We start from the raw sequence: 24398 nt of genomic DNA on the forward strand, positions 1-24398 counted from the left end.
ATCGTTTGGTTCACTCAATGCCGGAGGAGTTCGCAGAAGCGGTCCAGGGCGCGGTCGGTGCGGCGGCGGTCGCCGGTGGTCGTGAGATCGAACAGCAGGCCCCGGATAACAGCCATGACCAGCGTGGGAATGACGGTGTCGTCAGGGCCGGTGGCGATGTCGCGGACCGTGGCGCCGAGGGTGTTCAACCAGCCCTTGATCGCCTCGGACTGGTCCGGGTACTTCTCCGGGTGGGTCAAGCCGTCGGCGTGCACCTCGAAGATCAGCCGGACGTACGGAGCACGCTCGGGTGCGCTCATCCAGGCCCAGATGCCGCGCAGGTGTTCTTCCGGGGAGGCTGCCTTGGGCGGGAGGTTCGCGGCCAACCGCGCTGCACCGCGGCGGCGGGCCTCGGTGAGGACGGCAGACACCAACTCCTGCTTGCTGTCGAAGTCGTAGAGCAGCATTCGCGGGCTGGTATCGAGAGCCGCGGCCAGCGGCCGCAGGCTCAACCCGGCCAGGCCGTGTGCCAGTACGTAGTCGGTCGCCCGCGCCAGCGTGCGCTCCCGCCGGGCGGGATCTGGGGGTCGCCCCACGGTGGATCATCCTCTCGGTACTGCGGACCTGAGCCCACGCCAGTATATGGTACGACTGTTTCAATAATGGGAAGGGATAGTCATGTACACACTCGACCGGGCACTCGTACTGGGCGCCGGAGGCCCCGTTGGTGCGGCCTGGATGGCCGGACTGGCCTGCGGACTGCGCCGCGGCGGAGTGGATCTCAGCGAGGCCGATCTGATCGTCGGGACGTCGACTGGCGCAATCGTCGGCGCAGTACTGGCCACAGCTCAGGACCCCGACCGACTCGCCACCCCAGTACGCCCCGACACCAACAGCACCCCACCCCAGGTGGACGGGCGCCGACTAGGCGAGGCGTTCGCCGTGCTCGGCAACGCCGCGTCGAACCCAGCCGAGGCCTGGCGCCGAGTGGGCCAGATCGCGCTCGCCGCCGAAACCGGCCCCGAGCAGGCACATATCACCCGGATGCGCGCCATGGCCGGCACAGACCAATGGCCGGACCGGAAGCTGCTCATCACCGCGATGGACGCCGAGACCGGCGAACAGGAGGTCTTCGACCACGCGGGTGGCGCACCCCTGTCCTCCGCCGTGGCGGCAAGCACGGCCTTCCCAGGCATCTACCCACCGATCACCATCAACGGCCGCCGATACATGGACGGCTCCCTGCGGTCGGCAACCAACGCCGCACTCGCGGCCGGAGCCCGCACGCTCGTCGTGATCGACCCGCAGGCGCACCTGTTTCCCCGCGAGTTGCTCCGCCAGGAGCTGGCGGTCGCCGCGGCGTACACGGTGGTGACCATCGAACCCGATCCGGCATCAATACGCGCATTTGGCTCAGACCTCAACGACCGCACGGCCTGGGAACCGGCCTACCAGGCGGGCCTTCGCCAAGCCGCCGGTGCCACAGAGCAGCTCCGCCTTGCCTGGAAGGCCGGATCCGACATGGACTGAGCGTCCGCCCGATCCCCAGACCGCTGCCCGTCTCGTTGACCCCGCCCTCGGTCCCGGTCCTACCTACAGCTGATTCGCGAGGAGTTACCACCGCCAGCAGGCCGTCCGGTCGTCAAGATCACGATCTACCGCTGGAGTACTAGAAGTGAACAAAGCCAAGGAAGGGACACCTGATGACAGACGTGACCGTACAGACCCACGCAGAATGCCTGCTGGGGCTCCGCAGACCAGCTAGCTTGCGCAGCCCCAGCAGGCATCACACCACTGAACGTATATCTGAACGGTTGCTGAACGACCGTCCCCTCTCGCGGTGCGGATGGTCAACAGCAAGGCGTACGGCGTCGGCATCAGATTCTTGATGTCATGCCCACAACTGTCGCGATGCCTTACAAGTGGTGCCACAGAACCTTGGAGCTGTAGTCGCAGTTCTGTGACCTGACGGCGGTCTATCCGTACCCGGACGGGGTACGCCGGCGCGGCAAGCCACATGTCACTCCCAAGCCGCGTGACGTGTTGTTCGACGACCTCGTGCGCCGGACGGCGGCCGGAACGATCGTCCCCGTCGAGTACCTCATGGGGGCCAAGGTCGACCGGTTCTGGGTGACCGACGCGGACCGTGACCGCCTTGCTCAACTTCAAGCGGGCGTCATCATCGTGCCCCCGACATAGCCGGACGACTCCAGCTCGAAGACGAGCCCCAACCTGCCCACATGCCGCCCCGCAGCGAGCCTGAGCGGGTTCGGCCCAGCGGTGGCCGTCGCGTCCGATACGACTGCTCTGATCCCGCAGCGGCGAGCCTTCGCGCCAGCGCCACCCCCGGTCGAGGCCTTCGACCCCGGGCCTCAGCCGCTGAGCCACCCCGCAGTGCTCTCCGTGCCTTCGTCGCCGCCCGCTTTGGGGGAGACCATCAACGCGGAGCCGGAGCCCGAACAGGTGACGCCCCCGAGCGCCGACTTCCCCACAGAAATCGAACAGATTTGCGATCCAAGTGTGACTACCACCGCGCCCGCGTTCCCCGACGATCTCCTTCAACTGCAGGAGCGCCTCCACCGCGCCCACGCCGAGCACCGCGCCTACCTGGCCGAACTGCCCTGGAGCGTGGAACCCATGGCCGGCTGGGAACGCGGTGAGCGGTTCTCCCACCGCGGCGACGTCCCCGACCGCCCCGGCTGGAGCGACGAGCAGAAGGAGACGGTCGACCGGATGAGAGCGGAGCTCCGGGAGCTGTCGACCGCCGTCGTCGACCACCCTCACTGGGCGACCGTTCCCCGTGAAAGCCTGGTGGACGCCCGGATGCAGCTCAAGAAGCAGACCCGCCCGGTGGAACCCGATGACGTGACCGAGGCGGCGTAGTCCGTCAGAAGCCGTTGTCTTTCCGATAGTGACGGGTGCGTTTCCGCTGGTCAGGCATAGTGACGGCGCCTCGGTGGCAGAGGCGGGGTGTCGTGTCGTCTCTTCGGTGGAGGTGCCGGATGCCGTCGGTGATGGGGCTGCTTGAGGAGCGCGAGCGGGCTGCTCGGCAGCGGGTGGAGGTCCTGCAGGCCGAGCTCCAGGAGGCGGAAGCCGCGTGGGAGCGGTTCGTGATTGCCCGTCAGGCGGTGGCCGAGGTCCTGGCAGAACCTCCTGTGGGCGAGGAGGCGTCGCTGGCCGGGGTGGCCGGTGAACGGCCTGCGCGGGTCGCCGGGGCGGTGCCCGGCTCGGTGGTGGATCACCGGGGCCCTGGCCAACACGGCCACGGCCAAGCCCACCGAGGAACCGACCGGGAAGCCGACGGCCAAGCCCACCGACGACCCCACCGCCCAGCCCACGCCGACCAGCTCGTCCTCAACCGGCGCCGGGGAGCCGACCGCTACCGCATCGTCCTCCAGCAGCCCTGATGGGCCGACCCTCGGCCCCGGCAGCGCTGCACGAGGCCCTCCAATGCACGGAGGGCTGAACCCGCGACCCGGCCCGGGCACGCAGGCATACTCGATCATGTGAGGTGATGACGATGACCGGCAGGAAAGAGGACCCGCGCCCGGAGCTGCTCCCTGATCACGGTGCCGAGGTGGACGAACACGGCCGCCGGCCAGGGGCCCCGTCCCGGACCGGCACGGGCGGTGGCCCGCCCGCCGACCCGGACCGAGTGGCACGCGCCCGTAAAGAGGACAAAGACCGGAAGGCGGGTGCGGAGCCGTCGGTGGACGGGGCAAAGAGCCCGGGTGAGCCTTCTGGCTGAGGCGGCACCGTATGGGAAGGCACAGGACGGGCCCGGTGCTGCTGTCACTGTCACTGAACACCTGGCGGCTGCCCGTGCAGGGCCGCTCTAGAAGACGCCTCCAGCTTCTCCTGTCCTGCGGCCGCGCCCGCCGGCGGGTACCGCGAAGGTGCCTCCGTAGGCGTATGCGGTGCGGATGTGCCCGTCGCGGGCATGGACGATGACCTGCGCGGGCGTGTGCTCCTTGGCGTGGCGGCGTGCGGAGTCGATCGCCTCCTGCTGCGTATGGTGCGGCTCGTGGAGCACCCGGCGGCCTTCCCTGCCCTCGACCTGCCACTTCACTCCCGCGGCCGCCGCTCGCTCGCCGGAAGGTGAGACGTGGTAGACGGTCCGTCTCGCTGCCATGATCCTTCTCCTCGCCTGTCAGGCGGACTCCCGCCAGGCCCTTGGAGCCGCGTTCCCGGCCGTCCTCGGACTTGGACGCATCTGCCCTGCCCGGCCCTTCAGAGCGGCACCGCGTCACGGAGGCCGTGGCGTCCGCCTGCAGGGCTTCTGCCCGTACCAGCGGCCCCAAACCCGCCCCGTCCGGCAGCGCCGGTGTGAGAAGTGGGCGATCTGTCGGCAGGCAAGGCGGCTGAGCTGTAAGAAAGCCGTACCGCCTAGGGGAGTGGGGTGTCCGGGGCCGGGTGCTCGGCGCGTCAGGTTCAGCCCTGGAGGGCGGTGAGCCAGTCGGTTAGGAGGCGGTTGACCTCGTCGGGGCGTTCCTGCTGGATCCAGTGGCCGCAGCCTTCCAGCAGGTGGGAGGCGGACAGGGCGGGGAGGGTGGAGGGGTAGGCGTTGATGGCCTCGGCCATCCAGGTGGTGGAGGCGTCCAGGGTGCCGCCGATGAACAGGGAGGGCTGCTGGATCGGGGCTCCGCGGTGGGGGGCGAGGTCCTCCCAGTCGCGGTCCATGTTGCGGTAGCGGTTGAGGGCGCCGGTCAGGCCGGTGCGCTCGAACTCCGCGGCGTAGACGCAGAGGTCGTCCTCGCTCAGCCAGGCGGGGAGCTTGCCTGCGGGGAAGCGGTCGCGCATCCGGCCGCCGTGGGAGACGAAGTGAGGGTCGGGCTCGCCGTGGGCGGGCATGGTGTCGGCGGACAGCGCCGCATAGAAGCCGGCGAGCCAGCCCCGGACGTCGGGCTCGATCTCGGCCTCGGCGCGGCCGGACTCCTGGAAGTAGGAGACGTAGAACTCCTGCTCAGGGCCGCCGATCCGGCCGAAGATGTCGGTGGGGCGGGCGCCGCCCGGCGGCGCGTAGGGGACGCTCAGCAGGCCGACGGCGCGGAAGACCTCCGGGTGGAGCAAGGCGCAGGAAGCGGCGATGTTGGATCCCCAGTCGTGGCCGACGACCACCGCGCTCTCCTCGCCGAGGGCGCGCACCGCAGCGACGTTGTCCTCCACCAGGTCGAGCATCCGGTAGGCGTCGATCGCGGCGGGCTTGGAGGAGCGGCCGTAGCCGCGCACGTCGATCGCCACCGCCCGGTAGCCGGCGGTGGCGAGGGCTGGGAGCTGGCGGCGCCAGGAGTACCAGGACTCGGGGAAGCCGTGCACGAGCAGGACCAGCGGGCCGGTGCCCTGCTCGACCAGGTGCAGGCGCCCGGCCGGGGTCTCGATGGTGCGGTGGCGGAGCTCGGCGGTCGCCTCGTGCTGCATGGGCTTCTCCTCGGTTCGCGGACGGACGCGGGTACCCGTCGATCATGCGGCGCAGCGGCCGCCGGACGCGATCAGCGTTGCCATTCTGGCAAGCTCGCAGGACAGGGCGGTGGAGCGGTGCGGCTGGAAGGAGCGGGAACGGTGACAGGCGACGACCTGGACGGCACGCTGGCGGCGATGGGGCCCAGGCTGCGAGCCGCGCGCGAGCAGCACGGCGCCACGCTCGCCGGTATCAGCTGTGCGACCGGCATCTCGCCGAGCACGCTGTCGCGGATCGAGACCGGCCGACGCAAGCCCACCCTGGAGGTGGTGGTGCAGCTGGCGAAGGAGTACGGCGTCTCCCTGGACGAGCTGGCCGGTACCGCACCCGCCCCGGTGGCCGAGCCGCGCACCTCGGCGCCGCTGAGCTTCGGCGACGACAAGGCGGTGCTGCCGCTCACCCGGTACGTCGGCGGCTTGCACGCCCACAAGCACGTACTGCCCACCGTCGAGGATCCGCCCGCGCGGCCCCGGCAGGTCTCCCACGAGGGCTATGAGTGGCTGTGCGTTCTGTACGGGCGGCTGTGGCTCGCGCTGGGCACCCAGGATCTTGTCCTGGCCGCCGGGGATGTCGCCGAGTTCGACACCCGCACCCCGCACGGGGTGGCGAACGCCGGCTCCGGCGGGCCGGTCGAGTACCTGATCTTGTTCGGGCCGCAGGGCGAACGACTGCGGCCGCGGACCAAGCCGGCCCCCGGTAGCCCGCAGCCCCCGTGACCGGTCCAGACCCGGTGCGGCTGTGACCGTGTTTCCGTGATGAGTGCGGTTGCAGGAGGATACAGAGCACCACCGCTGTAACGCCCGGGCCTTTCAGGGGCCGTGAAGCTAGGTCTCCCGTGTCACGGCGAGGCGGTGCGGTGGCGTTACCACGCGGCCGCCGGTCTGGGCGCCCAGGCGCTGATAGCCGGCGTCGCCAAGGATTTCCGCGGGCGGGCCGCCAGTCAGATGCTTGACCACGCCTAAGTGGATGTTCTGTCCACTGAAGCCCGGTTTGATGCCGTCTGTCGCCAGTCCAAGAAGCGGCATTCACTAGCGATTACGCCGATTTCGCACCTGGTATGTCGGGCTTCCAGCCGGGCGCGTCGTCCAGGTTTACGGCCAAAGCTCCTGTCCGGTTCGAAAATGCCGGACTTGGTGGCTCCGGGTCGAGCGACGGAACAGGCTTCCGCGAGGCACGGACCGTATCAGTAGCGTCATGACTGCACAGCCGGCCCGCAAGCCGTACCCCTCCGACCTGTCCGACGCCCGCTGGGCCCTGATCGAACCCGTCCTGACCGCCTGGCGGGCCGAGCGGCAGAAGACCTCCCTCAACATCGGGCGCAAGGCCGCCGACCTGCGAGAAGTCATGAACGCGATCCTCTACGTCAACCGCACCGGCATCGCCTGGCGCTACATGCCGCACGACTTCCCCGCCCACACCACCGTCTTCTCCTACTTCACCGCGTGGACCGCCGACGGCACCATCGAACAACTCGGCATCCGCCTGCACCGCCTGGTCCGCGAAAAGGAAGGCCGCGACCCCGAACCGACCGCCTGCGTCATCGACTCACAGTCCATCAAAACCGCCCACACCGTCCCCACCAGCACACAGGGCATCGACGCCGGCAAAAAGATCGTCGGCCGCAAACGCAGCATCACCGTCGACACCCTCGGCCTGTTACTGCTGGTCATGGTCACCGCGGCCAGCGTCTCCGACAACGAGGCCGGCAAACAGCTCCTGACCCGCACCGCCGCCGCCCATCCCGCGATCACCAAAGTCTGGGCCGACACCGGCTACAAGAACCAGGCTGTCGAACACGGCGCCAGACTCGGCATCGACGTCGACATCGTCCCCCGAAACACCCAGACCAAGGGCTTCTCTGTACTACCGCGCCGGTGGGTGGTTGAACGAAGCCTGGGCTGGATCATGATGCACCGCCGACTCGCCCGCGACTATGAGACCAAACCCGAACACTCCGAAAGCATGATCCGCCTCGCCGCGATCTCCACCCTCGCCAAACGCGCAACCGGCGAAACCACCCCGACCTGGCGAGACGCATAAACCATAATCACCCGCGAACTACGCGAACCAGACGGCCTCTTAGCTGCCGGGGGCGGCGCCCGGCACCGCTGGGACCTGCTCGTCGTGGCGGTACGGCCGGACAGCAGCAGCCCGGAGACCATCGCCTTCACCGCCGGCCCGGCTCTCGTACTCCCGGCGGGCCTTGCGCTGGGCCGGGACTGCCGAGAGGCCCGGGCCGCCGTCGAGCGGCTGGCACTGGGCGAGGAGCTGACGGTGCGCCGCTGTGGCGGCGGTGACGTGCAGGGTGTATCCCTGGCCTCGCCGCACGGCCACGCCCTGGTCGAGCGCGGCCCGATCGGCGGGCTCCAACTCGGGCGGTGCGGAGGAAGTCGGCGACCTTTCCCGGCATGTCGAGGGTGACATGGCCGTGGAACAGACCACCCGCCTCGGTCGCCGACGCCCAGCGGGTCTACACCGAGATGACCGCGGACGAGAAGACCGGGAAGCCGCGTTCGCTGCCTGACCTGGGCCAGCAGTCCATGGCCTTCGAGCTCTCGAAGGGCGAGGCCCACGCCTACGTCCGGGTCGGCACGGTCGTGGTCTACGTCTCGGAGCAGGGCAGCCACGACGACTGCAAGCCTGCCGTCCTCGAGTCCCTGGCCAGGATGGCCGCCACCTGGGCCCAGCAGGCCCAGGACGGCAAGACCCCGGCGCGGAGGTTACGTAGCGACCCGGACCGGATTCGTCGCCCCGGACGCCGGTCCGCTGCCGGGCCGGTGTCCCGCACCGGGGTTTCGTCACGCCGTCACGGGGTTTCGTGACGGTCGCAGGCCGTGGCCGGGGCCGCCACCTGCTGCGCGGCGGCCAGGCGGGTGCGCTCGCGGTAGGCGCGGGAGCGGCAGGCGGGCGAGCAGTACCGGGCCGGACGCCCGTTGACCGGACCCGCGGGCCGGGGCGGCAGGGGGTCGCCACAGGCGGGACAGGCGGGACAGGCGGGACAGGCGGGACAGGCGGGACGGGCGGAGGCGGCGGGCCCGGCGGACGCTGCGGCGCCGGCCTCCGCGGTCTCTCCGTCTCCGGCGTCTCCGGCGACCACTGTGGTCTCACCGACCTCAGCGGGCTTTCTGGCCTCTGTGGCCCCGGCGACCTCTACGGCCTCCGCGCCCACGGGCGTCGGTACGTGGTACCGGGTCAGCCCCTGCCGTTCGGCGATGACGCCCGCTTCGAAGCGGCTGTGGGCTCCGAGGGTCTCCAGGAGCTCCGAGACGTGCCGGCGGCAGGTGCGGAGGGAGATGCCGAGGCGGCGGGCGATGGTGTCGTCCTTGAGGCCCTTGGCAAGCAGGACGAGGATGGCCTGCTTCATGGTCCGGGAGACGCCGGACGCGGCCTGGGGGCCGGTGGCGTACGGGGTGGCGTTGGCCCAGTCCCGTTCGAAGACGTCCAGGAGGTAGCCGAGGAGGTCGGGTTCGCGGATGAGCAGCGCGCCGCCGGAGCGGGCCGGGAGCAGGGCCAGGGCCCGGTCCACGATGATCATCTGGGGCAGGACCTCGGGCAGGGTGCGGATCTCGGCGCCGGCGGCGACCAGTTGCTCGGCGTGGGTGCGGGTGGGCTGGTCGAAGCGGGTGGCGTGCTGGTAGAGGCTGCGCATGCGGATGCCGCGTTCCAGGAGGGCCAGGTCGCGCGGGAGGGCTTCGCGCAGGGCGGCGACGGGGAAGGAGCCGCCGTGCTTGGAGACCAGGACCTCGCTGCGGCAGGAGTCGATGACCTCGGTGAGCAGGGTGCGGACCGCGAACTTGTCGGGCAGGTGGTCGATGGTGCCCTGGGGGAAGGCGTGCTGGCGGGCCTGGAGGTAGACGGGCGTGAGGGCGGCGAGGCTGTCCTGCTCCGCCTGGATCCGGCGGCGCTGGGTGCGCAGGGTCTCTTCCTGGGCGCGTAGCGCGGCGTCGCGGTCGGAGAGCAGCCGGCTCGCGGCGGCCTGCGGACTGACCGGCTGCCAGCGCACGCCCTGGCTCCCGGCGGCGGGGAGCTCCTGGAGGAGGCAGGCGGCGAGGAGGGAGTCCAGGGCCCGGGCCGCCTCCTGGTCGTCGATGCCGGTCTCCGCCGCGGCCCGGGCCAGGGTGTCCCGGGTGAGGTGGACGTGGACGACGGTCCAGCGGTAGAGCAGGACCGCGGCGCCGTCGAGTCCCCGTATTCCCGCCGACTCGCCGTCACCTGCTGGTACGTCCACGGAACCCCTCCTAAAAGTGCATGGCACACAGATGATGCCCGGCAGGGCTGCCGCCGCCGGCGCCGGGTTGGCACAGTGGTGATCACAGTCGGCCGGGACGGGCGGCGGTGCACACAGGACCACACACCGGCGGAGTGACCGCCGCCGGGTGACAGCAGGAGTTGACGCACATGCGGGGAAACACGCGCCGGGCCATGGTGGCCTTCGTACTGGCCGCGGGCATCACGACGGGCGGCCTCGCCGCCTCCGCCGTCGCCGCCGCTTCGGAGCTGCCCGGCACCGGGCACCGGGTCGGCGCCGGCGTGGAGATCCCCGGGCTCGACCCCGGCAAGGACTGCATCGTGACCACGGCGTGGGGCGATACCACCTGCCCGGCCCGGCAGTACTAGACCTCCCGGAGGAACGGGAGAGGGGGCGGCGGGTTCCATCCGCCGTCGGTTGGGTGGTCGTGGGCCCTTTCCCGATTGAGCAGTAGGCGCGGAGCGACACGGTACGCGCGGCACATACGGCAAGCGCGGCAGGCGCGGCTCACCGGCCACGTGGCACACAGGCCTGACGCAGCGGCCTGACACACGCGCGAACACAGCGCCTGGCCACCGCCGTCGACCGGCGGTGGCCAGGCGCGCCCTTTTCACACCCCTCACCGAAGGCTCAACCACCATGAAAGCACCCAAGCGGGACAAGTCGTCACGGCGCCGGACGACCGTCGCGGCGAGCCTGGCCCTGGCCGGGACCCTGCTCGCCGTCCCGTACATCGCCCAGGCCGCCACCGCCGACGAACCGGTCTCCGGACCGGTCCAGGCGCCCCCTTCCGAACTGGGTCCGGCCGAACATCGGGGGCTCCTGGACCGCGTGGCAAGTGGCGCCGAACGGGGGCTGAGTCCCGGCTCGGGGGTCCGGCAGGGAGCGCGCCCCGCGTGACCAGGATGGTGTCCGTCCCGTGCACGTGGAACTTCACCCGCCAGCCCGCCATTCGTAGGCGATGGACTTCGCCCGCACCATCAAGAAGGCCGTCCCCCGCCAGCGGGTCATCCTCACCGTGCACGAAATGAAGCGCCTCGGACGCGGCACCGCCGAACTCCCGGCCGTCACCGAACTCCTGGCCATCGCCGAGGACCTACGCCACCACGACATCCAGACGGACCATCGATTCACCCTGAAAGGAATTTTCAACAGTGAGCAGTAAAGCTCATTCGAGTCGATTGCAGAAACGCTTCCCTCTCATAGGGGCTCTGCTCTGCGTTCTCAGTATGCTCATCCTGATTCCCGCGTCGCCGGCCCAGGCTCAACCGACTCCATTCACCAGTATCAACCTGGTGACCTGGAACTCTCTCGGTCAAAACTGGAGCAGCGTCGCCGCCCTCCTGAGCCGTGGACACGGTCGGGAGAACCAGTTGGCGGTAATCCAGGAGGCAGGCCCCGCGCCCGCCGAGATGCAGGACTTCGGCGTCGTGGCGGAACGAACGTTCGGCAACGTGACGTACCAAGTCCGCCGTTACCGCTGGGAAGCACCCGGCGCGACCTACCAGGTCTACTGGATGAACGGAAACGCCGCCAATGGCGGACGGGTCAACTTCGCCATAGTCGCAAGGGAAATGGCGCTGTCCGTCCTCATCGCGCCGCCCCCGCGCCCCAACACCCGCCCCTCCTTCGGCATCAGGATCGGCCTGGACTACTATTTCAACGTCCACGCGCCGTCTCCGAACAACGGGCAGGATGCTGTTCAAATCCTGTCGAACATCAGCGACACCGTGGCAGCTGTCGACGGCTTGAACTGGACCGCGATAGGGGATTTCAATGTAAACCCTGGCGCCCTTCAGCCCTACATCAACGGAGCATGGCCGACGGTGGGCAGGCGGCCGGTGATCTATCAACCCGGTGTGCCCACACAGGACAGCGGGGGAACTCTTGACTACATGGTGTCCAGTCATAGCTTCCCGGGGCTGCGCATGGTCCGTGACGGCCAGATCGGAAGCAGCGACCACTATCCGGTGTACAACGAGTTCAATTTGAGTGGCGGGGGCGAGGAATACTACCTTCGGTCCAACAAGTATCCGAATTACACCATGCAGCCCAATGGCAGCCCGTACACCGGTGACAGCGTTATTCTCGGATACCCCTCGTCCCCGTTCGATGAATTCGTCTTCTCTGGCTCGTTTTCGAAAGCGAAGGCGGCGGGCGTAGGGGCGGCAGCGGCACTGACAACCATCAAGGAAGCGGACAGTGGCCTCTGCCTGGACCCGCTCGGGTACGTTTCGCAAGTCAGGGCGAAGCTGGAACTCTACCCGTGCTCCGGGTCAGTGGATCAGACGTTCTCCACAGACCCCGCCGACACCGGAGGTACCGGCATGAAATCGATGATGATACGTCACGATCTCTCCGGGCTCTGCTTGAGTGTGTTCGAAAGCAGTACGTCTGCCGAACCGACGTGGATTGGGCTCGACAACTGCAATAAGAACTCGATCAATCAGAGGTTCTCCATCATTGCGTGAGCGCGTCATGACGCTTGCCTGACCTGAACCTCGGCACTGTTCCGAAACCCTGTCATCGCCCCGCCCGCAACCTGGGCGGGGCGATTCACCTGTCACGACGCACCCGCTGGATCGATCGCGACATCCGGACCGCCAGCTCGTCGGGCAGACGCTGCCCGGGCACTCCTCCCTGGCGGTCCTGTGACGACGGCATCAGGCAGCGCCTCGGCAATACCCCGATTCAGACGCGTACGTGGAAGGGCTACTGGAGCTACACCACACTGGGCTCCCTGTACGTGGGGTGGATCCCGAGCTGCCGCCGCGCGTACGCCGAGGTCTCGTGGAACAACATCACGGGCTGGGGCCCGGGCAACCGCTTCGCGGGCGGGACGATCTACCTGAACGACGAGTACGGCAACTCCGTCGGCCGCGCCCCCTTCTCCCCCGACGGTCAGGGCAGCACCAACTCCGGACCCGTCACCATCGACGCCGTACCAGTCAACTCCACCGATATCACGTCGAGTTCAACGCCGTCATCGCAATCCGCGCCGACGAGACAGACAAGACCGGCAAGCACACCCCCGGCAAGGTGATCACCAGCCTCACCACCGGGACCGACGGCGCCGCCACCGTCCCCCTCGACGTCACGCTTACTGATCTTTTCGTTGGTTCAGTAAGCGTTTTCAGCTTCGCCCCTCCAGGGTGAGGGCGGCACGGACGACTGACGTCATGGCGTGGGGGTGAGCTGACTCCGGCCAACTGGCTCGAAGGGCCCGAGAGAAGGTCGGCAAGGAAGTGCAGGAACAGGGCGGCTCGGTCTGTGTACCCGACGGCCTGGGCAAGCGGCCGTTTGACGGATGGCCACCGCGCTGAGGAGCCGGCACTGTGCTTCGGGTCGGAAGATAGTCGTGGGGAGGGGTGGGAGGCACGCTCGAAGTAGCATCCCTGCAAGGTTCTCCGGTCGGCACTTCGCAACCTCCGTCGTGGAGCAGTCGGACGGAGGCATCCATGCAGAGAGGGCAGAGAACGATGAGTGTGGCTGAGAGTTGGTCCCGCGTGATGACTCTTCTTCGGCAGCACGCGCCGGCCGATCACGCTGACCTGCCAGGGCCCGCTACTGAGCAGACGCTCGCGGCCGCCGAGGAGCGGATGGGGATCTCGCTCCCTGAGGATCTGCGGACGTGGCTGCTGCAGAACAGTCTGGATCTTCCGGAGGAAGACGTCGACGACGAAGTGGCATGTTGCGGCTTCGACGGGTTCCCGGACGAGGGAAGCTTCTTTCTGGGCATCCGGGCGATGGAGAAGCTCTACGCGAACCGCTCTACGCACTGTGGATTCGACCCTCAGGACCAGCCGGACAATCCGTTCTGGCGTAATGAGTGGATCCCGTTCCTGTCGGACCAGGACGGCTGGATGGGAAAGTTCATCGATGTGCGGGACGGGCGTGTCGGCAGCTGGTTCGTGGGTGAGGTCACGGTCACTGGAAAGTACGAATCGATGGCCCAGTATTTCGACTCCGTAGCGGAGATGCTGACGAAGATCGCCGATGGAAACCATCCGGTCTGCGAGGTTGCCGAAGGCCGACTCGTCTGGTCGTGAGGCGCTTCCCCACCGCATGACGGCCATCGCCAATCCGTCCTCACGCTGGAACGGCAATGAGCTTCGTCAGCGTTGCCGCTCCAGGGTGAGGACGGCCGACGATGACAGTCATGCGATTGGGGCTGCAGCGGGCTTTGCGGAGGATCCGCCAGGACTTGAGTCGCGCGATGCTGCGTTCGACCGGTGCTCGTGCCGCTGACAGGGCCCGGTTGACCGTTCGCTGGGTCGTGGTGAGGTCCCGGTTCGGGAGCCGTCTGATCGGTGTGGTCACCCAGGGGCCGGCGCCGATATAAGCGCGGTCGGCGAGGATCGGAACACCCTGGCGTTCGCAGATCCGGATGATGCGGTGGGTGCGGGCCGCAGTCAGGTCATGGGTACGGCCGGGCAGCGCAGGCGAGATCCACAGCAGCTTGCCCGAGGGGTCGGCTACGACCTGCACGTTCACGCCGTGACGACGGTGCTTCTGGGAGAAGTCGGCCCGGCTGTCGCCGACACGGTCGCACTCGGCGAGCGTCCCGTCGAGCAGGACGTAATCAGGATCCGTCTCGCGCAGGACACGCAGAAGGCCGGGTGCCCGGCCGGACAGGTGCTGGACGACGGCTTTGACGTAGGCGTGGGCGGTGCCGACGGATATACCGAAGCCGGCGGCGATCTCCGCGAGCGTGTCGTGACGACGAAGGTAGACCAGGCCCACGAGTGCACGCTGGTGGGGCGGCAGCTTGCAGCGTCGGCCTTCCTCACGGGTGACGATGAGCATCGATACTCACTCGACCAGAGCATGAGGCAGGTCAAGTGCGGCAGGATGGGGAACCAACAGGGCTCCTGTGCCGATGGGTTGAGACTTCCAACACCTCTCTCAACGGTGCGGGGGCCTTGTGCGTTGCGGTCCTCATCCCGATCCGGTCCGGGTCACTCGATCAGTGGCCACTCTGAAAGAGCTCACTGAATCGCATGTGCCTGTGCAGGTCCCACCAGCGTCCGGTGCTGTCGGCGGCGTCACCCAGGAGCCTTGCGATTTCCCCGACGGCCGCCTCGATCTGCTCCGTCTGCTCGTTCTGCACGAGTCCAAGGGAGTCCCGTGCCACGTCCTTCAGAGCGACCGGAAGCGCGGCGTCCACCTTGGCGATGAGTTGCTCCAGGCGTCCCCGAGCTGCGCGTCGGCGCGCGCGGTCGAGGCGATACCGGTAGGTGGCGAGATCTGCCCCCGGCTTCTCGCTGGCAGCATGCACGGCAGTCGGCGGCTCCATGATCTCAAGATAGTCAATGAAATCCTGCCCCATCGCAGCAATGTCTGGAAGGGGGTCGGTCACAGTCCAGCCGTCGATTGGTGGAAGACCCGGAAGCAGGTCAGCCCAAGCCCGCGCGAGGTCTTCGTAGTCGGGATGGGTACCGAGCTGCGGACCGCTGGGGATGTACTGCTTCGCGCGTTCCCAGACGGAGTCCATCTTGCTGAGGTTCGCCGCCGTACGGTCCATGGCGCGGAGGAGCTCTTCCAAGTCCATACGCAAAGAATCGCACCCCATGGTGGGGACTGTGGAGGGTTTATGCAGTCTCCATGCGCGGAAGTGTCCGCGCCTTCGTGAACGCAGTGGAAGTCGGAGCTCTGCGGGTCGTGTGGCGAGAGGGCTACTGCCCTCTCGCGCTCTCCCGCACCTTCGCTCCGCTGTGGTGAAAGTGCCCTGCGCCGCCGTTGTACCGGGGTACGAGATGACGTCGTTGGCGCAGGCTCAGACAGGGGTGGTCGTCGCTTCTTTGTGGTTGGTGTGGTGGGGGTGGGGTGGTGGTGTGGTGGTGAGGGTGTCGGGGTGGGGTGCGGGGTGGTTGGTGGGGGTGGTGTCCGGTGTCGGCGTGCCTGGTTTCCCGGCTTGCGGGCGTACGGTCCTGCAACCATTTTTCAGGCATTAGAAATTGGCAGCCAGTTAGGGCCTGTGTGATGTCGTGATCATTCTTAGGTTCTGTCCTGTCCGAGGGGCGGAATCCGGTAGGACTGTGGTCGTGACGCGTAGGCAACTCACCCATGCCCAGCGGAAGTTCATCGAGCCGTACCTGCCGATCGGTAGGTACGGGCCGTATCCGGAGCGGTTGCGGGAGCAGTTCGAGGGTGTGATCTGGCGGTTTAGGTCCAGTGCCCAGTGGCGGGAGATGCCTGCCGAGTTCGGCCCGTGGGCCACCGTCTACGGACGCTTCCGTGTCTGGCGGGACGCCGGTGTCTTCACCGCCCTGCTTGAAGGCCTGATCGCCCAGGGGCCGGGTGGGCGGAACGGACTTGTCGCTGGTCAGCGTGGATTCCACGACGGTCCGCGCCCACCATGACGCGGCGGGGATGCGCGTCAGCAAGCACCTCATGTCGGCCCTGGAAGAAGCCGCGCAGGAGCAGGAGGCAGCCCGGCAAAAAGGTGCCCCTATGGTTTTCGTCAAGCGGCGGTGGCGGCCGGGGGTTCGTAGAAGGTGCCGTCTCGGAGCATGGCGAAGAGCACGTCGATGCGCCGGCGGGCGAGGCAGACGAGGGCGGCGACGTGGTGCTTTCCCTGTCTTCGCTTCTTGTCGTAGTAGGCGCGTGACTCGGGCTGGGACAGCGATGCGAACGCGGCGAGGTAGAAGGCTCGTTTGAGCTGCTTATTGCCGCGGCGGGAGGGATGCTCGCCGCGGATGGAGGATCCGGAGCTCCTGGTCACCGGTGCCAGGCCGGCATAGGCGGCCAGGTGGCCGGCGGTGGGGAAGCTGCTGGCGTCACCGACGTCGATGAGGATGCGGGCTCCGGTCCTCACCCCTATGCCCGGCATGGAGGTCAGGACCTGGGAAAGAGGGTGGGCCTCCAGCAGTTCCTCGATGCGGGCGGCGAGGAGTTTGCGCTGGTCGAGCACGGAGCTGAGTGAGCCGGCGAGGCTGGGGACGATCAGCGAGGCGGCGTCGGTGCCAGGCACGACGACGCTCTGCTCGTCGAGGGCGTCGAAGATCTCCTCGACCAGGCGCTCGGCCAGCCGTGGGGCCTTCGGCCGCAGCAGTGTCACCAGTCGGCGTCGCCCGGCTTTCCTCAACTGGGCAGGGGATCCGTGGCGTTCGAGCAGCGTCAGGACGGCGGGATGGTCCAGCCTGGGGCCAAGGACCCGCTCCAGCGACGGGTGGATCTGGGTGAGCAGGCCGCGCAGCCGGTTCTTGATCCGAGTGGACTCGGCGGTCAGGTCGTCATCGAACCCGACGATCATCTCCAGCTCGGCGACGGCCTCGTCGGACGGCGCCAGCTTCCGCAGCGTGTGCGGCATCGTCCGCGCGGCGTCCGCGATGATCGCCGCGTCTCGGGCGTCGGTCTTCGCCTCGCCGGGGTGGAGGTCGGCGATCCGTCGCATCGTCAGGCCGGGCAGGTAGGCGACTCGGCAGCCCGTGTCGCGGGCCACCACCAGGGGCAGGGCTCCGATCGAAGCGGGCTGGTCGACCACCACCAGCACGGTGCCGTGCTTGGCCTGGAGCTTACTGAACACCTCACGCAGCTTCGGCTCGGTGTTGGGCAGCCGCTTGTCGAAGACCCGCTTGCCCGCCGGGGTCAGGGCAGTGGCATGGTGCTCGCCCTTGCCCACGTCCAGTCCCAGGTAGACGTCAATGTCACCCGTGTCGATCACGCGCACTCTCCACAGTGGTCGTGCCCTCCCCGGCCTCACCTGCGGCATCAGCGTGCCGGCATCCCACGTTACGAAGCGCCTGCCTCACCCAGGAACGGGATCGGCGCTCGTGCCCCTAATCAGCGGTCTGCCAATGCCTCCGGCACCCGGTGACAGCACCTTTTCGATCATGATCGACTGGGGCAGCAAGTCATGCCGGGCCCGGAGGCCGGGAGCCCCGTTGCGGGGCCGTGAAAAAGGTAACGGGCAGACCGGAAGAACAGAACGGACAGGCAGAGCGCCGGCGCATCCGACGCAGACGCAGGCTCCGCCTGAAGGAGCCCTGCTCGGCAGGTCCCGGGGCGGACTGACCAGCAAGATTCATCTCGCCGCGGACCGCAGCTGCCGCCCGCTCGCGCTGGTCCTGAACGCCAGACAGGCCGGGGACAGCCCGCAGTTCATCCCCGTGCTCGCGAAAGTGAGAGTCCGCCTGCCCGTCGGCCGTCCCCGCACCAGGCCCGGCGCGGTCGCCGCGGATAAGGCCTACTCGTCCCGCGGCAACCGCTCCTACCTACGCAGACGCGGTATCAAGGCAGTCATCCCGGAAAAGCGGGACCAGGCCGCCAACCGCAAGAAGAAGGGCGCACGAGGCGGCCGCCCCGTCGGCCACGACGCCGACCTCTACAAGGAACGGAACACGGTCGAGCGCCTGATCAACAAACTGAAGGCCTGGCGAGGCATCGCCACCCGCTGCGACAAGAGCCCGGACAGCTACCTCGCCGGCCTCCACCTCCACGCCGCAACGATCTGGATCGACGACCTGATCAAGACCACCGAATGATCACGACATCACGCAGGCCCTAGCAGCGGACCCTGCGGGGAGCGCCGCGACATCGGCCTTCACGGTACGGTTCTTGAGACTGTTGGCCGAGGGCAGCGGGGTGGTCTTGCGGCACTCTGCCTTCTCCGGGGCGGTCAGCACACACGAAGGCAGACTGACCAGCCCGAGGCGGGTGGACCAGCCGCCGCCGACGGCGGAGGTGAAGGAACCGTAGTCGACGGTGACTTGTGCCGCGCCGACTGTGGAGGCGGTGGCGGTGAACAGCACGCCGGTGATGCCCGCCCGTTCCGCCGCCTTCTGGTCGAGCACCCTGACGGTGGACTTCCCTTGGTCCTGAAGTCGGCCCCGTGGGCGCAGCAGTGGTCGTGTTTCCCGTCGTACAGCCCCTGATGGTCGATTTCGAATTTCGGATAGTAGTCGTTCCCACACGCCTCGCCGGCTCCCTCATCACAGGAGATTTCGACGACCCGGTAGAGGCTCACGGTGATTTGCTCGGTCGCGGCGTGGGCGGAAGTGGCGCCTGCGGCGGCCGAGCCCATGAGCATCAGCAAAAGTGCGGCGAACAGACGCGCGCACCGACCGACCCTTGACATTCGATGGTCCTCCTCCAGGTCTCACGGCCGGATCGATAGAGGAGCGGATGTTTGACCGATGTTTGCACTCACCATCGGATCCGGAACGGGCAACACACTTGCTCGCCGCCACCACTTGCAAGTGGGCTCGACCAGGCGGCCACGACCCGAGGATCATTGGATGGTCGGCCGATGCGAAGGCGTGATCATCGGGACCGGCCGCGCGCCGGCGGGCGGGGGCGGCCGGTCCGCATTCGCTACGCGTGCCGGAGCGAGCTGCGCCGGTGGCGCGCGGGAGGTACGTCCACGCCGTCCGCGGCCTCGACGGCAAGCACCTCTCCGGGGGAGTTCACCAGCCGCAGGAGCAGATGGTTCCCGCACGCAAGTCGACGCGCTCGCAGTTCGATTCGTACACGCCTGCCTGCGACCGGACGATCCGCCAGAGTTCGCTGGTAGTAGCAGTGCACTCGCGAAGATCTCTGCCCGCATCCAGAACAGGCCGCCGATGCGGACCGTGATCGCATGGCGACTCGGGCCTCCACATCCGTCAGCACCAGCTGGTCGACCTTCACTCCGATACCAGGCAGTAGAGGGTCCGCAACCTGAAGCCCACCCGTCACGCCTGATAGATGCCCAACTACCCCCAAAGTAGCGACAGAGCCCAGAAGTTGGACCAGAACCCGTTTTCGTGAGCGAAGCCACTGGGAGCTTGGAGACGACGGAAACGTACACGCACTGCGGCGGAGAATGGGAGGATCACGCTCGTGGGAAGGGGGACACTTGATGGAGCCGAACGACGTGCTCGATGACCGGTACCAATTGATCGAACTACTCGGCCAAGGTGGCTTCGGGATGGTCTGGAGGGCATTCGACGTGCGGGTGCGGCGCCAGGTTGCGGTCAAGGTCATGCTGACGGGCGGGGGTGACGCGAAGAAGGACCGGGACCGCTTCGCCCGGGAGGCTTCCATCGCCGGAAACCTCAACCATCCGCACATCGTGACCGTCTACGACTTCGGGGAGACCCAGCATGCCGGCCTACCGATGGTATACCTGGTCATGGAGCTCCTCACGGGCCAGTCGCTGTCCTCTGTCCTGAAGCGTGGCCTGCCGCCTCTGCCGCAGGCGCTCAGCTGGGCCGGCCAGATCTGCGACGCCCTAGGAGCGGCGCACGCCGTCGGTGTGGTACACCGAGACGTCAAGCCGGACAACATCATGATCCAGGTATCCGGAACGGTAAAGGTCGTGGACTTCGGCATTGCCAAGGCCGCCGAGCGGCAAACGGTTATCACCACGACGGCCAACGCCGTGATCGGCACAATCGCCTACATGGCCCCCGAGCGCTTCAGCGGCATCGCCGACAGCCGCGCGGACCTGTACGCGCTTGGCTGCATGCTCACAGAGCTGTGCACCGGCCGACGCCCCTTCGAAGGCAACATGTGGGACTTGATCCGTCAGCACGGCCAAGAGGCTCCGCCGTTGCCCAGCCATTTTCACCCCGGTTTACCCGAGAGTCTCGACCGCCTGGTCATGGACCTGCTCGCCAAGGATCCCGATCAGCGCCCGCCCACCGCTGGTCATGTTAAGGAGCGGCTCCAGGACATCAGTCAACACCGGACGCAGCCCTACCCCAGCCACACCCCGACCGTTGATGACCACGTGGCCACGCCGCCCTCCGGGAAAGAAAGCCAGATCCCTTTGCAGGGTACGTTTCTTCGAAGGGGGGACACCGTTTCGCTGACTGAGAAGGTGCCCAACCTGACGGCCGTGACCATCCGCTTTGGCTGGGATTTGCGAGGTACCGATGGGGACTTCGATCTAGACGCCAGCGCCATCATGGTTGACAGCAAGGGCATGGTCCTGTCCAGCGAGCACTTTGTGTTTTTCAACAACCTTAGGAGCCCAGAGGGCTCTGTGGTGCACTCCGGCGACTTTCCCACCGGTGAAGACGAAGCCTACGACAATGCGATCAAGGTCAACTTGGCCGCTGTCCCGGGCGCGGTCGAAAAAATCGTCTTGCCGGTCTCGGTTTACGATGCCGAGTCCCGAATGCAGACGTTCCGGCAGGTAAAGCGCGCGTTTATCCGGATCGTCGACCCGTCGAACAACCTGGAAGTGGCCAGCTACGATTTGGCAGACGACGCCGCTTCCCCGTACACGGCTTTGGTTTTCGGTGAGCTCTACCGGCGCCGCAGAGGTTGGGATTTCCGGGGCGGCGGCAAAGGATACACGTCTGGCCTGTGGGGCGTCGCGCGGGACCACGGCGTTAACGTTTGATTAAGGCTTGTCCCGTAAATGATCTTTGAGTCACCCTGGGCAGGGTCGGTCGCGGTGCGATCCGCTGGCCTATCCGGCGAGGGCGAGGTTGTGCAGGCGGGCGATGCCGTGCATGGCGTGGTGGGCTCCGTCGCCTTTGAGGCGGCAGTCGCGGAGGATCTTCCAGGTCTTCATGCGGGCGAAGACGTGCTCGACGCGGGCACGGACCTGCTTGTGGGACTTGTTGTGCGCCTGCTTCCACTCGGGCAGGTCTTCGCATCTGCGGCGGCGGTGGGGCATGACGAGTCCGGTGCCCGGGTAGCCGCCGTCGGCGATGGTGAGTGTCTTTCCGACGGCGGCTTTGGCGCCGGATTCCTCCCAGGCCTTGCAGTCGTTGCGGTTTCCGGCGAGCGGCCGGCCGACTGCGACGACCAGGCGGGTGTCGGCGTCGATGACGACCTGGTGGTTGGTGGAGTACCTGTAGTTCTTGGACTGCGCGGCGATGGTGTGGTCGCGGGTGGGGACCAGGGTGCCGTCCACGATGAGCACGGTGTCCTGGGCGAACCTCTTGCGGGGCTGCAGGGCGAGCATCGGCCCGAGGTGGTCGATGATGCGGTCGGCCGCCGACTTCGAAACCCCGAAGTGTGGAGTGAGCTGGCGCATCGTCAAGTTCGTGCGCCAGTAGGCTGCCACCAGCAGTGCCCGGTCCTCCAAAGGCAGGCTCCACGGCCGGCCCTTGCGGACGGCGTCCGCACCCTCGCGCCGCAGCACGGTCACCAGTTTCCCGAAGCAGCGCGGGCTCAGCCCGGTGAACGGGGCTATCCATGACGGCTCCGACGCCGTGATCACACCAGCCACACCAAGATCATCTCACCGGGCCAGCGTGCCCCCTCAGCAAGCCTCCCCGCCTCAGCGGAACTCGTGGACCACCTGGATCTCGCCGACAATGTGGGCGTTGAAGTCGTCCAACTCCTCGGCCGGAACCCAGAGCTCGAGGATCGTCTGCCCGCCGGCCTGCTGGATGGGATACCGGCTCAAGAACTCCGACTCGACCTCAAAACGAGTGACGAAGCCCGCGCCATCGTGCTTCACGTTCCAGTCCCGCGCGATCCTGATCGCGTAGTCCTCGTTGAGAACCGGGTAGAAGATCGGCTGCTCGGGCAGCCGGGGCGGCCAGGCACGCCAGTTCAGCTCCCGAACCAGATCCAGCTCCTTGGGGCCGGCGGGGCGCCACAGGGTCGTCGTTGCTTGCTGGCTGGTCATGTGTATCGCTCTCTGAACGTGGGCCGCTGGTACGGCGGGTCGGGAGACCGGACGATACCGGCACCGCGAACTCAGCAGCTACGCAGTTTCCGCACCCTGGCCAGCTCCGTGACCAGCAGTTACGGGACAGCCCTTAGGCGGTCACACCTTGCCGATGCCGCGGCAGTTCGGCTCGCCGCACCGGGCCGGAGGCCAGGGCCATGGCCACACCCAGGCTGGCGAAGGTGCCGCAGCCGAGGAACACCGGGGCGGCGCCCCAGGCTCCGATAGCGGCGCCGACCAGTGGGTAGCTGAGAGGTGCGAGACCGACCATGGTGAGCATGACGACGGAGGTGACCCGGCCGAGATATGCGGGGTCTGCTGCGGTCTGTATCAGGGTGTTGTCCAGACTGCCGAAGACCCCCGCGCTCAGTCCGATGAGCGCTGCCAGCACCACCGCGACCCAAAGGGTCGGAACCAATGCGATGGCGGCCGCTCCCGCACAGCCCACGAGCAGTGTCCCGGCCAGCATCAGCCCTGCGCGGGGCAGCCAACCGGCTATGGCGAGCAGTGCGGCGCTGGCCGCTGCTCCTGCGCCAAAGCTGCTGACGATCCAGCCGTAGCCGGAAGGTCCCCAGCCACGCTCTGCATTGAGTAGCACCATGCCGACGCTGAGAGTGCCGGTGAGGCCGAGCTCGCAGATGGCGCCGACGGCGACGAGCGGGCCGATGAGGCGGTGGCGGCGGATATAGCGCAGGCCATCGAGGAGGTCCTTCCACGCTGTCCCGGGTTCCGGCTGCTCCTCGCCGGGCGGCCCGAAGGGCCGCATCCGTATCGTCAGCAGGAGCGGCAGGGACAGAGCGAAGAGCAGGCCCGCGACAGTGAAGGCGGTCGCCGCGCCTCCGAGCCCCATGGCCAGGCCGCCGATGGGCGGGCCCGCGATCTGGCTGAGGCGCATTGACAGGGAGCGCATGCCAGTCACACGAGCGAGCTGATCGGAGCTGGTGATCCGCGGCGGGAGAGCCCCGATCGCGGGTATGAACAACGCGTCCACCGCGCCGAAGACGAGCGCCACCGCGACGAGGATCCACAGAGCTGGCGTGGTCAGCGCGATGGCAGCAGCCACTGAGAGAATGAGGAGACAGCGCAGCGCGTCGCTGCCGAGAATGACTCGGCGCGGGTCGAACCGGTCGGCCACCACGCCCCCGCCGAGCATCAGTAACGCCCGTGGCAGCGCCCCGGCGGCCATGATGAGGCCGACCTCGGCGGGGCCGGCGGACTTCTGGGCGGACCAGCCGAGGGCGACGAAGTACACGCTGTCGCCAACGAGGGATGCGGTGTATGCGGTGAGCCAGCGCAGCACATTGCCGTCGCGGTAGGCCGGCGTGGTGGCGCGCTCGGGCAGGACTGTCTCTGCGGTGGCCATGGCAGTCTCCAGTGAGTCGGGGATACGGCAGTGTCAGAGCCGGAAGGGGAAGCCGTAGAGGTGCACGGCCACGTGCTCGCGGTCATCCGTGTCGCCGGCCGCCAGGGCGGCCTTGCCGCGCTCCCGCCAGCGCCGGGTCAGCGACTCAAGCTCGTCGCTCATCTCGGCGAGTTCGGCGGGGGTCAGGGCGAGCATCCATTCGGAGCTGAACGCGGCGTCGGTCCACGCCTTGCCCCAGGCGGCCGTCTGGTCCAGATATGCGCGGTACTGGGCGGTGCGGGTGTCGAGGACTCCGCGGGTCACCGCGCCGACGGCAGCAGCCCCTTCGGGCGTGTCCGCGAAGTCTGAGTCGCGAAACCCCCAGCCCTCCTCGGACGCCACCTGCCACCACCGCTCACGGCCGTCGGTGCTCTGGCCGCTCGCCTCGGCCACGAAACCGTGCTCGGCCAGCTTGCGCAAGTGGTAACTGACCAGCGACGGCGCTTGGTCAACCTGATCAGCAAGCTGAGAGGCGGTCGCTGTGCCCGCGGCGTACAGCAGCCGGTAGAGCTGCATTCGCAGTGGGTTCGTGAACGCCTTCAGCCGGGACAGGTCGGTGATCTGCTCGGGCTCGCGCTTCGGTCGCATGCCCCCACCGTAGGTATGGAGCAGAATTTGCGCAATATTAATTTCACAACTGTACGGCAGGGGGCTCGGCTCCGCACGGGGGATTCAGGTGCATCCAATCCAGACC

27 protein-coding genes and 4 pseudogenes are annotated in these 24398 nt (G+C 67.8%); 17 read left to right on the forward strand and 14 right to left on the reverse strand.

The window, feature by feature from the left end:
• Positions 1-14: 14 nt before the first annotated feature.
• Positions 15-575, reverse strand: coding sequence for a hypothetical protein (locus OG509_RS39365; RefSeq protein ID WP_406187362.1), 561 nt, complete (start codon positions 573-575; stop codon positions 15-17).
• A gap of 82 nt (positions 576-657) precedes the next feature.
• Here OG509_RS39365 and OG509_RS39370 point away from each other — a divergent pair, with 82 nt between their 5' ends.
• The 4 genes from OG509_RS39370 to OG509_RS39385 all read left to right on the forward strand — a co-directional run bounded on the left by OG509_RS39370 (position 658) and on the right by OG509_RS39385 (position 3386).
• Positions 658-1509 carry a patatin-like phospholipase family protein gene (locus OG509_RS39370; RefSeq protein ID WP_406187363.1) on the forward strand — a complete coding sequence of 284 codons (852 nt, stop codon included), beginning with the start codon at positions 658-660 and terminating at the stop codon, positions 1507-1509.
• Positions 1510-2019: 510 nt separating this feature from the next.
• Positions 2020-2178 (forward strand): hypothetical protein, encoded by a 159-nt coding sequence (locus OG509_RS39375; RefSeq protein ID WP_406187364.1) that lies wholly within the window; start codon positions 2020-2022, stop codon positions 2176-2178.
• A 321-nt stretch (positions 2179-2499) separates the two neighbouring features.
• On the forward strand, positions 2500-2862 hold the full coding sequence (locus tag OG509_RS39380) for a hypothetical protein (protein ID WP_406187365.1): 363 nt from the start codon (positions 2500-2502) through the stop codon (positions 2860-2862).
• A 119-nt stretch (positions 2863-2981) separates the two neighbouring features.
• The gene (locus OG509_RS39385) at positions 2982-3386 is read left to right on the forward strand and encodes a hypothetical protein (protein WP_406187366.1); all 405 of its coding nucleotides are present in this window, start codon (positions 2982-2984) and stop codon (positions 3384-3386) included.
• Between the two features lie 428 nt (positions 3387-3814).
• On the opposite strand, the gene OG509_RS39390 is transcribed toward OG509_RS39385, so the two are convergent.
• Positions 3815-4111, reverse strand: coding sequence for a DUF2188 domain-containing protein (locus OG509_RS39390; protein ID WP_406187367.1), 297 nt, complete (start codon positions 4109-4111; stop codon positions 3815-3817).
• A gap of 299 nt (positions 4112-4410) precedes the next feature.
• The gene (locus OG509_RS39395) at positions 4411-5397 is read right to left on the reverse strand and encodes an alpha/beta fold hydrolase (RefSeq protein WP_406187368.1); all 987 of its coding nucleotides are present in this window, start codon (positions 5395-5397) and stop codon (positions 4411-4413) included.
• Positions 5398-5538: 141 nt separating this feature from the next.
• Between OG509_RS39395 and OG509_RS39400 the strand changes: the two genes are divergently transcribed.
• Positions 5539-6153, forward strand: coding sequence for a helix-turn-helix domain-containing protein (locus tag OG509_RS39400; protein ID WP_406187370.1), 615 nt, complete (start codon positions 5539-5541; stop codon positions 6151-6153).
• A 478-nt stretch (positions 6154-6631) separates the two neighbouring features.
• Positions 6632-7477 carry an IS5 family transposase gene (locus OG509_RS39405; RefSeq protein WP_331742725.1) on the forward strand — a complete coding sequence of 282 codons (846 nt, stop codon included), beginning with the start codon at positions 6632-6634 and terminating at the stop codon, positions 7475-7477.
• A 39-nt stretch (positions 7478-7516) separates the two neighbouring features.
• Here OG509_RS39405 and OG509_RS39410 read toward each other — a convergent pair whose 3' ends face one another.
• Positions 7517-7807: a hypothetical protein gene (locus tag OG509_RS39410; protein ID WP_406187371.1), complete on the reverse strand. Its 291-nt coding sequence runs from the start codon at positions 7805-7807 to the stop codon at positions 7517-7519.
• 38 nt (positions 7808-7845) lie between these two features.
• Between OG509_RS39410 and OG509_RS39415 the strand changes: the two genes are divergently transcribed.
• Positions 7846-8259, forward strand: a complete 414-nt coding sequence (locus OG509_RS39415) for a hypothetical protein (protein ID WP_406187372.1) — start codon at positions 7846-7848, stop codon at positions 8257-8259.
• Here OG509_RS39415 and OG509_RS39420 read toward each other — a convergent pair.
• Positions 8244-9665 (reverse strand): LuxR C-terminal-related transcriptional regulator, encoded by a 1422-nt coding sequence (locus OG509_RS39420; RefSeq protein WP_406187373.1) that lies wholly within the window; start codon positions 9663-9665, stop codon positions 8244-8246. The two genes, OG509_RS39415 and OG509_RS39420, sit on opposite strands and share 16 nt — an antisense overlap.
• A gap of 170 nt (positions 9666-9835) precedes the next feature.
• Here OG509_RS39420 and OG509_RS39425 point away from each other — a divergent pair, with 170 nt between their 5' ends.
• The 6 genes from OG509_RS39425 to OG509_RS39450 all read left to right on the forward strand — a co-directional run bounded on the left by OG509_RS39425 (position 9836) and on the right by OG509_RS39450 (position 13735).
• A complete protein-coding gene (locus OG509_RS39425; RefSeq protein WP_285544044.1) occupies positions 9836-10054 on the forward strand; it encodes a hypothetical protein in 219 nt (72 codons plus the stop codon).
• A 271-nt stretch (positions 10055-10325) separates the two neighbouring features.
• Entirely contained in the window at positions 10326-10586 is a 261-nt protein-coding gene (locus OG509_RS39430) for a hypothetical protein (RefSeq protein ID WP_406187374.1), read from the forward strand.
• A gap of 61 nt (positions 10587-10647) precedes the next feature.
• Positions 10648-10851: a hypothetical protein gene (locus OG509_RS39435; protein WP_363126650.1), complete on the forward strand. Its 204-nt coding sequence runs from the start codon at positions 10648-10650 to the stop codon at positions 10849-10851.
• Positions 10852-10915: 64 nt separating this feature from the next.
• Positions 10916-12157, forward strand: coding sequence for a ricin-type beta-trefoil lectin domain protein (locus OG509_RS39440; RefSeq protein ID WP_406187375.1), 1242 nt, complete (start codon positions 10916-10918; stop codon positions 12155-12157).
• Positions 12158-12171: 14 nt separating this feature from the next.
• Positions 12172-12729 carry a hypothetical protein gene (locus OG509_RS39445; RefSeq protein WP_406187376.1) on the forward strand — a complete coding sequence of 186 codons (558 nt, stop codon included), beginning with the start codon at positions 12172-12174 and terminating at the stop codon, positions 12727-12729.
• 415 nt (positions 12730-13144) lie between these two features.
• Positions 13145-13735, forward strand: a complete 591-nt coding sequence (locus OG509_RS39450) for an SMI1/KNR4 family protein (protein WP_406187377.1) — start codon at positions 13145-13147, stop codon at positions 13733-13735.
• A 66-nt stretch (positions 13736-13801) separates the two neighbouring features.
• On the opposite strand, the pseudogene OG509_RS39455 reads toward OG509_RS39450, so the two are convergent.
• Positions 13802-14492 (reverse strand): annotated as a pseudogene (locus OG509_RS39455) (transposase family protein).
• A 160-nt stretch (positions 14493-14652) separates the two neighbouring features.
• A complete protein-coding gene (locus tag OG509_RS39460; RefSeq protein WP_406187378.1) occupies positions 14653-15237 on the reverse strand; it encodes a hypothetical protein in 585 nt (194 codons plus the stop codon).
• Between the two features lie 493 nt (positions 15238-15730).
• Between OG509_RS39460 and OG509_RS39465 the strand changes: the two are divergent.
• A pseudogene (locus OG509_RS39465) lies at positions 15731-16244 on the forward strand (transposase); the annotation flags it as partial.
• Here the strand turns inward: OG509_RS39465 and OG509_RS39470 are convergent.
• Positions 16150-17400 carry an IS110 family transposase gene (locus tag OG509_RS39470; RefSeq protein WP_406187379.1) on the reverse strand — a complete coding sequence of 417 codons (1251 nt, stop codon included), beginning with the start codon at positions 17398-17400 and terminating at the stop codon, positions 16150-16152. The pseudogene OG509_RS39465 and the gene OG509_RS39470 overlap by 95 nt on opposite strands.
• A 197-nt stretch (positions 17401-17597) precedes the next feature.
• On the opposite strand from OG509_RS39470, the pseudogene OG509_RS39475 reads away from it, so the two are divergent.
• Positions 17598-18172 (forward strand): annotated as a pseudogene (locus OG509_RS39475) (IS5 family transposase); the annotation flags it as partial.
• Here OG509_RS39475 and OG509_RS39480 read toward each other — a convergent pair.
• Both OG509_RS39480 and OG509_RS39485 read right to left on the reverse strand, forming a co-directional pair.
• Complete coding sequence (locus OG509_RS39480) at positions 18173-18481, reverse strand: hypothetical protein (protein ID WP_406187380.1); 309 nt, start codon at positions 18479-18481, stop codon at positions 18173-18175. It lies immediately after the preceding pseudogene.
• Between the two features lie 520 nt (positions 18482-19001).
• Positions 19002-19268 carry a transposase family protein gene (locus tag OG509_RS39485; protein WP_406187841.1) on the reverse strand — a complete coding sequence of 89 codons (267 nt, stop codon included), beginning with the start codon at positions 19266-19268 and terminating at the stop codon, positions 19002-19004.
• Between the two features lie 259 nt (positions 19269-19527).
• On the opposite strand from OG509_RS39485, the pseudogene OG509_RS39490 reads away from it, so the two are divergent.
• Together OG509_RS39490 and OG509_RS39495 are read left to right on the forward strand one after the other, a co-directional pair.
• Positions 19528-20301, forward strand: a pseudogene (locus OG509_RS39490) (serine/threonine-protein kinase); the annotation flags it as partial.
• Positions 20302-20439: 138 nt separating this feature from the next.
• The gene (locus OG509_RS39495; RefSeq protein ID WP_406187842.1) at positions 20440-21018 is read left to right on the forward strand and encodes a TerD family protein; all 579 of its coding nucleotides are present in this window, start codon (positions 20440-20442) and stop codon (positions 21016-21018) included.
• A 69-nt stretch (positions 21019-21087) separates the two neighbouring features.
• Here OG509_RS39495 and OG509_RS39500 read toward each other — a convergent pair whose 3' ends face one another.
• From OG509_RS39500 to OG509_RS39515, 4 genes are all read right to left on the reverse strand, one after another.
• Positions 21088-21855, reverse strand: coding sequence for a transposase (locus tag OG509_RS39500; protein ID WP_406187381.1), 768 nt, complete (start codon positions 21853-21855; stop codon positions 21088-21090).
• A gap of 51 nt (positions 21856-21906) precedes the next feature.
• Complete coding sequence (locus tag OG509_RS39505) at positions 21907-22260, reverse strand: hypothetical protein (RefSeq protein ID WP_406187382.1); 354 nt, start codon at positions 22258-22260, stop codon at positions 21907-21909.
• Between the two features lie 133 nt (positions 22261-22393).
• Entirely contained in the window at positions 22394-23665 is a 1272-nt protein-coding gene (locus OG509_RS39510; protein WP_406187383.1) for an MFS transporter, read from the reverse strand.
• 33 nt (positions 23666-23698) lie between these two features.
• Positions 23699-24292, reverse strand: coding sequence for a helix-turn-helix domain-containing protein (locus OG509_RS39515; RefSeq protein WP_406187384.1), 594 nt, complete (start codon positions 24290-24292; stop codon positions 23699-23701).
• Positions 24293-24398 lie beyond the last annotated feature (106 nt).

Source organism: Streptomyces sp. NBC_01006 (assembly GCF_045162725.1).
In the GTDB taxonomy this organism is placed as follows: Bacteria; Actinomycetota; Actinomycetes; order Streptomycetales; family Streptomycetaceae; genus Streptomyces.